Source organism: Streptomyces curacoi (assembly GCF_001513975.1).
In the GTDB taxonomy this organism is placed as follows: Bacteria; Actinomycetota; Actinomycetes; order Streptomycetales; family Streptomycetaceae; genus Streptomyces; species Streptomyces curacoi.
In genome coordinates, this window is record NZ_KQ947986.1 from 299,383 (window position 1) to 312,209 (window position 12,827).

At 70.1% G+C, this 12,827-nt stretch carries 11 protein-coding genes and 1 riboswitch; of the genes, 2 read left to right on the plus strand and 9 right to left on the minus strand.

Translation table 11 applies throughout. From position 1 onward, the window contains the following. Nucleotides 1–95 precede the first annotated feature (95 nt). Nucleotides 96–707 (plus strand): TetR/AcrR family transcriptional regulator, encoded by a 612-nt coding sequence (locus AQI70_RS11105; protein ID WP_062147018.1) that lies wholly within the window; start codon nt 96–98, stop codon nt 705–707. A gap of 86 nt (nt 708–793) precedes the next feature. Here AQI70_RS11105 and AQI70_RS11110 read toward each other — a convergent pair whose 3' ends face one another. The 4 genes from AQI70_RS11110 to AQI70_RS11125 all read right to left on the minus strand — a co-directional run bounded on the left by AQI70_RS11110 (nt 794) and on the right by AQI70_RS11125 (nt 6,322). Further along, nucleotides 794–1,579, minus strand: a complete 786-nt coding sequence (locus AQI70_RS11110; RefSeq protein ID WP_062147020.1) for an SGNH/GDSL hydrolase family protein — start codon at nt 1,577–1,579, stop codon at nt 794–796. 143 nt (nt 1,580–1,722) lie between these two features. Continuing rightward, nucleotides 1,723–2,439, minus strand: coding sequence for a DUF6250 domain-containing protein (locus AQI70_RS11115; protein WP_062147022.1), 717 nt, complete (start codon nt 2,437–2,439; stop codon nt 1,723–1,725). Between the two features lie 258 nt (nt 2,440–2,697). Next, nucleotides 2,698–3,648, minus strand: a complete 951-nt coding sequence (locus tag AQI70_RS11120; protein ID WP_062147024.1) for a LysM peptidoglycan-binding domain-containing M23 family metallopeptidase — start codon at nt 3,646–3,648, stop codon at nt 2,698–2,700. Between the two features lie 4 nt (nt 3,649–3,652). Further along, nucleotides 3,653–3,810, minus strand: a riboswitch (cyclic di-AMP (ydaO/yuaA leader). A gap of 424 nt (nt 3,811–4,234) precedes the next feature. Further along, nucleotides 4,235–6,322, minus strand: coding sequence for an alpha-galactosidase (locus tag AQI70_RS11125; protein ID WP_062147026.1), 2,088 nt, complete (start codon nt 6,320–6,322; stop codon nt 4,235–4,237). 178 nt (nt 6,323–6,500) lie between these two features. Here AQI70_RS11125 and AQI70_RS11130 point away from each other — a divergent pair, with 178 nt between their 5' ends. Continuing rightward, nucleotides 6,501–7,298 carry a tyrosine-protein phosphatase gene (locus AQI70_RS11130; RefSeq protein ID WP_062147027.1) on the plus strand — a complete coding sequence of 266 codons (798 nt, stop codon included), beginning with the start codon at nt 6,501–6,503 and terminating at the stop codon, nt 7,296–7,298. A 116-nt stretch (nt 7,299–7,414) separates the two neighbouring features. Here AQI70_RS11130 and AQI70_RS11135 read toward each other — a convergent pair whose 3' ends face one another. The 5 genes from AQI70_RS11135 to ispG all read right to left on the minus strand — a co-directional run bounded on the left by AQI70_RS11135 (nt 7,415) and on the right by ispG (nt 12,827). Further along, nucleotides 7,415–7,534 (minus strand): DUF6126 family protein, encoded by a 120-nt coding sequence (locus AQI70_RS11135; protein ID WP_003996252.1) that lies wholly within the window; start codon nt 7,532–7,534, stop codon nt 7,415–7,417. Then, nucleotides 7,531–8,202, minus strand: a complete 672-nt coding sequence (locus AQI70_RS11140; protein WP_208607338.1) for a helix-turn-helix domain-containing protein — start codon at nt 8,200–8,202, stop codon at nt 7,531–7,533. The genes AQI70_RS11135 and AQI70_RS11140 overlap by 4 nt, the downstream gene beginning before the upstream one ends. Nucleotides 8,203–8,279: 77 nt before the next feature. Next, on the minus strand, nt 8,280–9,665 hold the full coding sequence (locus AQI70_RS11145; protein WP_062147029.1) for an aspartate aminotransferase family protein: 1,386 nt from the start codon (nt 9,663–9,665) through the stop codon (nt 8,280–8,282). After that, nucleotides 9,662–11,620 (minus strand): 1-deoxy-D-xylulose-5-phosphate synthase, encoded by a 1,959-nt coding sequence (gene dxs / locus AQI70_RS11150; protein WP_062147031.1) that lies wholly within the window; start codon nt 11,618–11,620, stop codon nt 9,662–9,664. The genes AQI70_RS11145 and dxs overlap by 4 nt, the downstream gene beginning before the upstream one ends. 31 nt (nt 11,621–11,651) lie before the next feature. Further along, nucleotides 11,652–12,827: a flavodoxin-dependent (E)-4-hydroxy-3-methylbut-2-enyl-diphosphate synthase gene (gene ispG, locus AQI70_RS11155; RefSeq protein WP_062147033.1), complete on the minus strand. Its 1,176-nt coding sequence runs from the start codon at nt 12,825–12,827 to the stop codon at nt 11,652–11,654.

Sequence of the window (12,827 nt, forward strand, 5' to 3'; positions counted from 1 at the left end):
GGCGCGTTCCCCACGGCTGCGAGGCCGCTCGGCCAACCCTTCGCGACGCCCTCGGGAGCACATGCGGATCGGACTAGGGTGACCGCGTGGCGAGAATGCGGTTGAGCGTGGCGGAGCGGCGTGAGGAACTGCTGCGGGCCGCCGTCGAGCAGATAGAGGCGCGGGGTGTGGCGGCGGTCCGGATCGCCGACGTGGCCTCGGCGCTCGGCGTGAGCAACGCGCTTGTGCTGTATCACTTCGCCACCAAGGAGAAGCTCGTCGCCGCCGCGTTCACCCACGCGGCCAAGGGCGATCTGGCCCATCTGCGCAAGCTCCTCGCCCGCCGCACCACGGCGCTGCGACGGCTGCGGGCGGCCGTGCGCTGGTACGCGCCGACCGGTCAGGCCAAGGGCTGGCGGCTGTGGATCGAGGGGTGGGCGGCGGCGCTGCGCGAGCCCACGCTGCAGGATGTCACGCGGGACCTCGACCGGCAGTGGAAGGCGGCCATCGCCGGGGTCATCGAGGAGGGCGTGGCCGCGGAGGAGTTCCACTGCCCGGACCCGACCGGTACGGCCCTGCGCCTCACGGCCCTTCTCGACGGGCTCGCGGTACAGCTGACGTCGTACCCCGGCGCGGTCTCACGCGCGCGTGCCCAGCAGTGGGTGGACGAGGCGCTCGCCAGGGAACTGGGGCTGGAGCGGGAGGCGTTGACGGCACCGCGACGGTGACCGCCAACAGCCGTGCGGGCCGCACCGGTCACACACCGGCACGGCCCGCACGCACGCGGACGCCGACAAGCATCCTCAGGCAGCTCTCAGGCCACCGCCGCGATCCGCATCTTGATGTCGTCCGGCGACAGCTCGCCCTTGGCCGTCACATGGTCCCCCGACGACTCGCCGCGCAGGCGCCGCCCGATCCACGGCACCAGGTACTCACGCGCCCAGTGGACGTCGTCCCGGCGGACCTCAAGGGTGCCGCGGGGCGGGAGCGGCGGCCAGGGCTGCTCCGGGTCGGCCGGGACCTCCAGGCCGAGGACCTGCCCCGCACGGAGCGCCACGCGCGTGTGCCCTTCGGGAGACAGGTGGAGCCGGTCGTCGTCCCAGGCCCGGCGGTCCTGAACGGCCTTCAGGGACCACAGGTCGAGCACCGGACAGCCGTACCGGTCGGCGATCGCCCGGACATGGCCGTTGTACGTGGCGATCTTGCCGCGCAGATGCTTCAGCAGGGGCACGCCACGGGTGTCGAAGCCGGTCGTCACCATGACGGTGCCGGCCGCGTCCGCAAGCCGGGCGATCGCCCGCTCGAAGCGCTCGGCCACCTCGTCGGGGTCGGTGCCGGGCCGGATGATGTCATTGCCGCCCGCACAGAACGAGACCAGGTCCGGGGCCAGTTCGACGGCCTTCGGGAGCTGGTCCTCGACAATCTGGTCGAGGAGTTTGCCGCGCACGGCGAGGTTGATGTAACTGAAGTCGCCCTCGGGCCGCCGGTCTGCGAGCAATACCGCGAACCGGTCGGCCCAACCGACGAACGCCCCGTCGGGGCCGGGATCGCCGACGCCCTCGGTGAAGCTGTCCCCCACCGCGACGTACGACCCGATCACTGATCTGCTGTCACTCTTCGAATCGTCTGCCACACGGGCATGATTCACCTTCGAATGTGACCTACGCGACCGTAAGGAAGGGTTGACGGACGGTGAGATAAGCCACTCCTAAAGTGTTGGCCAAACCTGGAATAAGCCCCTGATCAGGGGTGTTGTGGACTCAACCGCCACACCCGGAAGCCGCTGAACCGGAAGTGGCTCCAGGTGGTCCGGAAGGCGAAGTGCCCACCGGTGTACGGCTGCGGGTCGGTGTAGTCGAAGACGAGCCGCCCGTTGTTCCACCACCGCACCGTCGGACCGTCGGAGACGATCCGCACCCGGTTGGGCTCGTTCGCCACGAGCAGCGGCTCCGGATAGTCGTAGATCAGCGGACGGACCCCGGCCTCACCGACGTACCGGCGCAGCCGCGTTGTGGTGTTCGTGTTGGCGCCGTAGCCGACGTAGTACGTCCGGAGATGGTCGTACTCGGCCAGCACCCCGCCCCGTGGGGTGGCGAAGAGGTCGTCCGGGGAGCGGACGTCGGTGGCGTTCCAGAAGTTGTTCAGGTCGGAGACGCGGTCGTTGACACCGCCTTCCGACACGGGCGTGGCCGTGTACTCGATGACGTACGGCCCTTCCAGCCGCTTCCTGAACCAGACCGTCGCACCGGCGGGTACGTCGACCTCCAAGCTGCCTCGGGAAGCGCTGACGGTGCCGCCCTTCTCCAGTTCGACGGCCCACTGCCCGAGGCCGTGCCGGAAGTCGTCGTGGGCGATGAGCCGACGGTGGCGCGGCGTGGCGGCCGCCGCTCCCGCCGGGGCGAGCGCCGCGAGGGCGGCGCCTGCTGTCAGGGCTCCGAATGCTCTACGCGTGGTCGTCACGGGAGACGACTCCTTCCGGGAGACCGATCGGCGGCACGGAGACCTCCGTGGGCCGGGGCGGGAGCATGGAAAGCGCTTGCTCCGTACGGAGGTCACTCTGCCGTCCATCCGCCCTCGCTGTCGACGCCACGGACACGCCTGCCACATGAAAGCAACACGGCGATCAGGAACGGGCGGACGCGAACACACCGAAGGCCGGACCCGGGGATCGGGGTCCGGCCTTCGGCGGCGTGTCAGGCGAGGGGAAGTCGGCGGGGGTCAGCCGATGGCGATGCCCTTCGCACGGAGGTAGGCGACCGGGTCCACGTCCGAGCCGTAGTCCGGGGAGGTGCGGATCTCGAAGTGCAGGTGCGGGCCGGTCACGTTGCCGGTCGCGCCGGAGAGACCTATCTGCTGACCCGCGCTCACACTCTGGCCGGTCGAGACGGAGAGGGAGGACAGGTGGGCGTACTGGGCGTAGTGGCCGTCGGCGAGGCGGATGACGACCTGGTTGCCGTACGCGCCGCCCCAGCCCGCGGAGACGACCGTGCCCGCGCCCACGGCCTTCAGCGAGGTACCGGTCGGCGCCGCGAAGTCGACGCCGGTGTGGTACCCGCTCGACCACATGCTGCCCGCCACGCGGTAGGCGGTGGCGACGGCGGCGCCGTCGATGGGGCTGCTGAAGCCGGCGGTGCTGGTGGACTCGGCGCTCTTGGCGGCGGTCGACGTCCGGGCCGAGGACGACTTCGACGAGGACGACTCGGAGGAGGACGACTTCGAAGAAGACGACTTCGACGAAGATGAGGAAGAGGACGACGGGGAGGACGACTTGGGAGTGCTCGTCGTGGCCTTCTTGCCGATGCTGAGCTTCAGGCCGGGGTGGATCAGCGACGGGTCGTCGCCGACGGCCTCGCGGTTGTCCGCGTAAAGCTTCTTCCAGCCGCCACTCACGTGCTGCTCTTCGGCGATCTTCGCGAGGTAGTCGCCGGCCTTCACCGAATAGGTCCGCACACCGGTGTCCTTGGCGGCGGCCTTCTTCTCGGCGGCGGCCGGTGCGGACTGAACGGCCTTTTCCGAAACCGACTGGGAAGCGGACTGCGGCGTAGCGGCATGGGCGCCGGTGGCCCCCAGCAGGGGCAGGGCGAGAGCGGCGCCACCGGTTCCGGCGACGGCGATGGAGCGGGTGAAACGGGGGGACTTCGGGCGGCGGTGCTTACCCTTCGCGGGCATGACGAATTCCTCTCCGGCGCCTGCGAGGTGAGCTGTCGGGTGCGGGCTGGAGATGCCCGGTCGCGCCGAGACGCGACTTGACCCCTAGCCGTTCCGGAGACCGGAACAGGCGGTTGTACCTGTGGGTCCCCCGCTCCTGCCGGGCACGGGTGGGTTTGCGCGGGCTCCGGGCGGCGGCAGGATTCGGCGTTCCGTCCGGATTGGTGGCGAACGTAAGCGACGAAGACGCACAGGAACAAGTAAGGGGTTCCCTGTGCCCGCATTTCTGTTGATCCGCTGAGGGAATTCCCTGTCACCCTCCGTGCATTAGGAGGACACCGCCCGAGCCAAAACCCCTAAAAAGCATGTGGATTACGTGAACATGACGGGCAACCCTCGGTCACGAATATGACCCTAATCACGTGACACCGCTCCAGCTTTCCTTAATCCAGAGCGAGTTGGAATGAAAGCCAATGAAGGGCACCTAAGGCCCACTAAGACCCTCTAAGACTCTCCAAGCCCCTCCAAGGCCACTGAAGGCCCGAAGGCACTGAAGGCTAATGAAAGCATCCGAAGTCGCCTATCGGCGCCAATACGGACAGAAGCCCTAGATGCGGCGCAGCCGGATGACTGCCGCGTCGAGGTCGCCCCGCAACCCCGTCCGCAGCCCGTGATGCAGCAGCACGGCACCTCGGTAGACTTCGCCCGTTTCGCGGCATTCGTACGACGCCGTCGGGTCGAGCCCCCGCAACCGCAGCGCCGGTACGGCCTCGCCGTAGCTCTGCGCCTGGAGCCAGGCGAGGACGACGGTCTCGTCGCCGAGCAGGTACTGCACGGCGCTCAGCCCGCCCCGCGGCGGCCGCAGCCGGTAGAGGTCCCCGCGCTGCACCAGGGGCCGGATCTCCTTGTAGAGCTCCACCCACTCCCGCGCCTCGGCAAGCTCCTCCTCGCTCCACCGCGCCAGGTCGCCACCGACGCCGAGCACCCCGGCCATGGCGCTCACGAACCGGAAGCGCAGCGAGCTGACCCGGCCGTTGAGCTGGCTGTTGGGACTGTCGGTGACCCAGGCGGCCATGACCCGGGCCGGATGGATCTGACTGAAGCCGTGCTGGATGGCGAGCCGGTCGAGCGGGTCGGTGTTGTCGGACGTCCACACCTGGTCCGTACGGCTCAGCACCCCCAGGTCGATCCGGCCGCCGCCGCCCGAGCAGGACTCGAAGGCGACGCCCGGGTGGGCGGCGCGCAGCCGGTCCAACAGGGCGTAGAAGGCACGCACATGGTCGACCCAGAGCCGCTGCGGATACGGCTCGCCCGGCCAGCCCGCGTCACTGAAGCAACGGTTGAAGTCCCACTTCACATAGTCGATCGGGGCGCTGGAGAGGAGACCGTCGAGCTGCCGCCAGAGGTAGTCCCGGACGTCTTCGCGTGCGAGGTTCAGTACGAGCTGATTGCGGAATTCCGTCCGCTTTCGCCCGTTCTGATGCTGGACCCAGTCCGGGTGGGCGCGGTAGAGCTCGCTGTCCGGATTGACCATTTCCGGCTCGACCCAGATGCCGAACTGCATGCCGAGCGCGTGCACGTAGTCGGCGAGCGGCTTGAGGCCGCTGGGGAAGCGGTCGGGGTTGGGCGTCCAGTCGCCGAGCCCGGCGCGGTCGCTGGTGCGCGCCCCGAACCAGCCGTCGTCGACGACGAACAGCTCCACGCCGATCGCGGCGGCCCGTCGCGCGAGGGTGGCCTGCTGCTCCTCGGAGATGTCGAACTCCGTCGCCTCCCAGGAGTTGAACAGCACGGGCCGGTCCTGATCGGCGTCAGGGATCACATGGGCGCGCTGATAGGCGTGCCAGGCGCGGCTCGCGCCCCCGAAGCCGCCGTCGCTCCACAACCCGGCGAAGACGGGGGTCACGAACGACTCCCCCGCCGCCAGCCGCAGCAGCCCCGAGTCGTCGTACCCGACCCCGCCGGTGATCTGCACACGCGCGTCCGGCAGTTGGGCCACCGCGATCCGCCAGGAGCCCGACCAGGCAAGGGCACAGCCGTACACCTCGCCGTGCTCCTCGGTGGCGTCGGTGTCGAGCGCGACCCAGGGCAGGAGGGGGTGTCCGGTGTGGCCGCGACGGCTGCCGATGACCTTCTCCCCGTAGGTGAGGGAGGACCGCGTCAGCCGGGACTCCGCGGCCCAGCGCCCGTGCAGCTGCGACAGCCGCCAGTCCTCGCGGTCGGGCAGGGTCCAGGTGGCGGAGTCGGCGCGCAACAGCTCCAGGACGGGCCCCTGGTTGTGCAGGGTCACCCAGCGCTCCACGACGTCGTCGCGCATCCGGTAGTGCAGCGTGATGCCCAGTCCGCCGTCCCGGAACCGCAGCCGCAGCTCCTCGCCCTCCTCACCCTTGGCGCCCTCGGTCTCGTACGTCTCGAAGGTCCACTCGGTGCCGCGCCGCTCGTCGGTGCGTACGGACAGGGCCGGCCGTACGAAGCGGGGGCCGCCCTCGACCGGGTACTCCTCGTGCCCGTCGAGCTGGGACTCGAAGCCGCGGTAGTCCGGGAGCGGGCGGGCGGCCAGCTCCTCGGCATCGGCGAGCGCGATACGCGCGCCCCAGTGGAGGTGCAGCAGTTCGTCGCCGTCCGTGAGATGGAGGGCGTAACTGCTGGTCGGCCCGGAAAGAACCCAGATACGTCCGCCGTCGGAGATCTCCAGCATCAAGCCCTCACACATTCGAACAGGTCCGATCAAGCCCCAACATCATCAAGGCCGACGGCCTCGGATGCAACGCCTGTGGACAACTCATTGCCCCAGACATCCATGTCGTATGGTCGAGAGCGCACCCCGTCGGCCACACCGCCGAGCCTGCCGACGGGGCCGACTGGGAGGAGCCCCCGTGACGCAGCAGATCCCGTCGACCGAGCCCGAGCTGGCCGGAGTCCGCAACTTCCGCGATGTGGGCGGCCTGCCGACGGTGGACGGACGGCGGGTGCGGTACGGGGTGCTGTTCCGCAGCGGCCACCTCGCGCACGCGACCGAGCAGGACGCCGCCTTCCTCGCCTCCCTGGGCCTGCACACGATCTTCGACTTCCGCAACGCGGCCGACCAGAAGCTAGAGGGGCCGGACGTCGAGCTGCCGGGGGTGCGCAATGTGAATCTGCCGCTGAGCGACCCGGCGGACGGCGCCGAGTTCTGGAAGATGGTCCGCGACGGCGACATCGACCAGCTGCGGGAGATCCTCGCGGACGGCAAGGCCGCGAACCGGATGATCGCCTCGTACCGGATGATCGTCCAGGAGCGCACCACCGAGCACTCCCAGGTGCTGCACTCCCTCGCCGAGGACAGCGTCCCGGCCCTGATGCACTGCGCGGCGGGCAAGGACCGCGCCGGTCTGTCCATCGCCGTGACGCTGCTCGCCCTCGGCGTCGAGCGCGAGGCGATCCTCGCCGACTACCTGGAGTCCAACGCCAAGCACCGCCGCTACAAGGTGCACCGCAGCAGCAGCGACGCCTCGGCCTACTCCCCCGAGGTCATGGAGCTGCTCAGCCCCCTGTTCGACGCGCGCGCCGAGTATCTGACGGCCGCCTTCGAGACCATCGAGGAGAAGTGGGGCGACGTCGACACCTACCTGGAGCAGGGGCTGGGTCTCACGCCGGAGGCCCGGGAGCGACTGCGGGAGCGGCTGCTCGACTGACCGGGGCTGCGGCCGGGCTCCACCACCGCGGCTCCTGCCCGGGGTTGCTGCCGGGCTCCACCACCGCGGTTCCTGCCCGGCCCCGCCCCGCACCCGCGCCTGTTTCGCCCTCGCGCCTACTTCGCCCCCGCCTCGAACAGCAGGTAGACGAAGGCGGCGAAGACATGCCCCACCGCGATGTAGATGATGAGCCGCACCCACAGGGCGCGCGGGAACTTCTCCTCCATGTCGGTCATGGCGTCTCTCCATGGGTGGGGCCCAGGCACAGCGTGGCCGTGGGGCTCTGCAGCAGGGTGTGGACGAAGAGGAGCTCGACCCCGCCCTGGTCCTGGGCGGCGATGCGGTGCGGGGTGAGCGAGTCGAAGTGCGCGCTGTCGCCGGGCGCGAGCCGGTGCGTGGTGTCCCCGAGGCGCAGCCGCAGCCGCCCCTTGAGCACGTACAGCCACTCCTCGCCGGGGTGGACGCGCACGATGTCGCCCTGCGCGCCGTACGGCACATGGACGCGCAGGGCCTGCATGCCGCGCCCGGGCGCGCCTGCCTGCCAGTACGTCCAGCCGCCCGCCGCGGTGGGCTCCATGTCGGCGGCGTGCACGACGGCGTCCCGGTCGGCGACCCTCTCGCCGAGCAGCTCGGAGACGGTCGTACCGTAGATGCGCGCGAGCGCGAGCAGCATCGGCAGCGAGGGCTGGCGCTGCCCGGTCTCCAGGCGGGAGAGATGCGCGGGCGACAGGCCGGCGGCGCGGGCCGCGGCCTCCAGGGTGAGGGAGGCGCGGCGGCGCAGGGCGCGAAGCTGGGGCGCGACGACGGGCAGGGCTTCGTCCGGCCCGGTCGTCGGCCCGGCCCCGGCCTCCGGTCCGCGCCCGGTCCCGTCCTCGGGTCGGGGCTCGATCTCGGGAGAGCTCATGCTCCCATTCAGTCGCGGTCTTGCCTGTGCGGCAAATTCCTTGCCTCAGAGGCAAAAGCGCGAGGGCCGCCCGGCCGTCACCGGTTGGCGACCGCCTGCTTGATCAACGTCTTTCCGAAGTCCCACATCAGCCCGCCACCACTGTGCGCGTCGTCCATCACATCCGTGAAGGCGTCGACGAACCGGTCCACCTCCCGCTCACCGATGATCAACGGCGGAATCAGCTTGATCACCTCCAGGTGGTCGCCGGAGACCTGGGTGAGGATCCGGTGCCGCCGCAGCAGCGGTACGACGACCATCTGCGCGAACAGACCCTTGCGCGCGGCCTGGAGCATGGTCCAACGGCTGCGCAGCTTCAGCGAGTCGGGACGGCCGAACTCGATGCCGACCATCAGGCCCCGGCCGCGGACGTCGGCGAGCAGTTCGTACTTGTCGGTAAGCGCCGCGAGCCGGGACTTCAGCTGCTCCCCGGTCGCCCGCGCGTTCGCGACGATCTGCTCGTTCTCCATGACGGACAGCACGGCGAGGCCGGCCGCCATGGCCTGCGCGTTGGACCCGAAGCTCGCCGAGTGGACCAGGACGCGGTCCATGGACGAGTAGACCTTCTTGAAGATCCAGTCCTTGCCGACGGTGGCACCCACCGGCACATAGCCGCCGGACAGCGCCTTGGCCACGCACACCAGGTCCGGCTCGACCCCGTCCTCGTGCTGGTAGGCGTAGAAGCAGCCGGTGCGGCCCAGCCCCGTCTGCACCTCGTCGGCGATGAGCAGCGCCTTGTGCCTGTGCAGCAGCTCCTGTGCGGCCCGCAGATAGCCGGGCGGTGCCTCGTGCACGCCCTTGCCCTGGATCGGTTCGACGATGAGGGCGGCGACATCGCCCTTCTTCAACTCCCGGGTGAGGGCGGCGAGATCACCGAGCGGTACGGCCGTGTCCGGCAGCAGCGGGGCGAAGCCGTCCCGGAAGCCGGATTCGCCGTTGACGGACAGGGAGCCGGTGGTCAGGCCGTGGAAGGCGTGGTCGCAGTACAGGATCCGCGGCCTGCCGGTGACGAACCGCGCGAACTTCAGCGCGGTCTCCACCGCCTCGGTCCCGCTGTTGCCGAAGAACACCCGGTCCAGGTGCGGACTGTGCGCGAGCAGCTTCTCGGCCAGCAGGCCGGGCAGCGGCTGGCAGTCGAAGCGGGTGAGATCGGCGAGGGAGGCGTCGAGGACGTCGTGCAGCGCCTTGCGGACGACGGGGTGGTGGCGCCCCAGGCCCATCACCCCGAACCCGGCGAGCATGTCCAGGTAGTCGTCGCCGTCCGCGTCCCAGAAGTAGGCGCCCTCGGCCCGCTCGTAGACCTTGTCGAAGCCGATGGTGTGCAGCATGCGCGGGAGCTGGTGGTTCAGGTACCTGCTGTGCAGCTCGTAGCGCTCGGCTCCGCGCTCGGCGAGGAGTCTGCCGAGGTCGAACTCGGTGGTCATTCGGCTTTCTCCTTGACTGGCACGACGGCATGACCGTCAGGGCTGCCGTCCGCCTGCTCGGCGCCCGCCAGGCTGTCCTCGGCCTCCTTGACGGCCAGGCTGGCGCTGATCCGGCCGGCGACCTCGACGGGCGTGAGCCCGATGTCGGCGAGCACCTCGCTCCGCTTGGCGTGCGCGAGGAACTGCTCCGGGATGCCGAACCGCCGTACGGGCACGTCCACGTCGGCGTCGCCCAGCGCGAGCGCCACGGCGGCGCCGACCCCGGCGGAACGGCTGTTGTCCTCGACGACGGCCACCAGCCGGTGCTCGGCGGCGAGGCCCGGGATCGCCGGGTCGACGGGCTTGACCCATCGGGGGTCGACGACCGTGCAGTTGATACCGCGGCCCTGAAGCAGCTCGGCGGCCTGGAGGCACACCGGGGCCATCACGCCGACGGCCACGAGGAGGACCTCCGGCTCGCCCGCGTCCCGGTGCAGCACGTCCAGTCCGCCGACCCGGTCGACCGCCGGGATGGACGGCCCGACCGACTCCTTCGGGAACCGCACCAGCGTCGGCGCGTCGTCGACCGCCACCGCCTCCCGCAGCTGTGCCCGCAGCTGGTCGGCGTCGCGTGGGGCGGCGATCCTGAGGCCGGGCACCACCTGGAGGATCGACATGTCCCACATGCCGTTGTGGGAGGGCCCGTCGGCACCCGTGACACCGGCCCGGTCCAGCACGAAGGTCACCCCGCACCGGTGCAGGGCGACGTCCATCAGCAGCTGATCGAAGGCGCGGTTGAGGAAGGTGGCGTAGACGGCGACGACGGGATGCAGCCCCCCGGTCGCCAGCCCGGCCGCCGACACGGCCGCGTGCTGCTCGGCGATCCCGACGTCCCACACCCGGTCCGGGAACCGCTCCGCGAACTTGCCGAGCCCGACGGGGTGCAGCATGGCCGCCGTGATCGCCACGACGTCCTCCCGTTCCTCCCCGATCCGCACGATCTCCTCGCCGAACACCGAGGTCCAGGACGGCCCGCCCGTCGGCACGAGCGGCGCGCAGGTCAGCGGGTCCATCACGCCGACGGTGTGGAAGTGGTCCTCCTCGTGGGCGAGGGCGGGTTCGTAGCCGCGCCCCTTCTCCGTGAGGCAGTGGACCAGCACGGGTCCGTGGAAGCGCTTGGCCCTGCGCAGTGCGGACTCGACGGCGCCGATGTCGTGCCCGTCGATCGGCCCGACGTACTTCAGCCCCAGGTCCTCGAAGAGCCCCTGCGGCGCGAAGGCGTCCTTGAAGCCCTTCTTGGCGCCGTGCAGGGCCTCGTAGACGGTGGTGCCGATGACGGGCGTGCGCTGCAGTACGTCCTTGCCCCAGGCGAGGACCTTCTCGTAGCTGTCGGTCGTGCGCAGGGTCGCGAGGTGGTTCGCGAGGCCCCCGATGGTCGGCGCGTACGACCGCTCGTTGTCGTTGACGACGATGATCAGCGGGCGGTCCTTGGCGGCCGCGATGTTGTTCAGCGCCTCCCAGGCCATGCCGCCGGTCAGCGCCCCGTCGCCGATCACCGCGACGACGTGCCCCTTGTCCCCCTGCACCTGACGGGCCTTGGCGAGCCCGTCGGCCCAGCCGAGGGCGGTGGAGGCGTGGCTGTTCTCGACGATGTCGTGCTCGGACTCCTCGCGCGAGGGATAGCCGGACAGGCCGCCCTTGCCGCGCAGCTTGGAAAAGTCCTGACGTCCCGTCAAAAGCTTGTGTACGTAACTCTGGTGACCGGTGTCCCAGACGATGCGGTCGACCGGTGACTCGAAGACTCGGTGGAGCGCGATGGAGAGTTCCACCACCCCCAGATTGGGCCCCAGATGCCCGCCGGTCCTGGCGACCGCGTGCACCAGGAACTCTCTGATCTCGTCGGACAGTTCACCGAGTTCCGTCTCGGACAGCGCCTTCAGGTCGCGTGGTCCCCGGATGTTCTCCAGAATCGTCACGCTCGGGCCCCCTCTCGGTCCATGCCTTGCTTCAACTCACGGTCACTGCCGGTTTCCCCGTGACGGTGGGGGCGCCCGATGCGGCCCCGTCCTGCTCCAGTTGCTCGGCGATCTTCATCGCCTCCTCGATCAGGGTCTCCACGATCTTCGACTCGGGGACGGTCTTGATGACCTCGCCCTTCACGAAGATCTGGCCCTTGCCGTTGCCGGAGGCCACCCCCAGATCCGCCTCCCGCGCCTCGCCGGGGCCGTTGACCACACAGCCCATGACGGCTACCCGCAACGGCACTTCCATGCCTTCCAGGCCGGCCGTGACCTCGTCGGCCAGCTTGTACACGTCGACCTGGGCACGCCCGCACGACGGGCAGGAGACGATCTCCAGACGCCGCTGCCTGAGGCCGAGCGACTCCAGGATCTGGATGCCGACCTTGACCTCCTCGGCGGGCGGCGCGCTCAGGGACACCCTGATCGTGTCGCCGATCCCCCGCGACAGCAGGGCGCCGAAGGCGACCGCCGACTTGATCGTGCCCTGGAAGGCGGGACCGGCCTCGGTCACCCCGAGGTGCAGCGGGTAGTCGCACTGCTCGGCGAGCAGCCGGTAGGCGTTGACCATCACCACGGGGTCGTTGTGCTTGACCGAGATCTTGATGTCCCGGAAGTCGTGCTCCTCGAAGAGCGACGCCTCCCACAGGGCGCTCTCCACCAGCGCCTCGGGGGTGGCCTTGCCGTACTTCTGGAGCAGCCGCCTGTCGAGCGAGCCCGCGTTGACGCCGATGCGGATCGGGGTGCCGTGGTCCTTGGCGGCCCGCGCGATCTCCTTGACCTTGTCGTCGAACTGCTTGATGTTGCCGGGATTGACGCGTACGGCCGCACAGCCCGCCTCGATCGCCGCGAAGACGTACTTCGGCTGGAAGTGGATGTCCGCGATCACCGGGATCTGCGACTTGCGGGCGATCGTCGCGAGGGCGTCGGCGTCGTCCTGCGTCGGGCAGGCCACGCGCACGATCTGGCAGCCCGACGCCGTGAGCTCGGCGATCTGCTGGAGGGTGGCGCCGATGTCGGACGTACGGGTCGTCGTCATCGACTGCACCGACACCGGGGCGCCGCCCCCGACCGCCACCGGTCCGACCTGGATCTGCCGCGACACTCGGCGCTCGGCGATCGGCCGGATGGGTACCTCGGGGACGCCCAAGGGGATGGCGGTCAT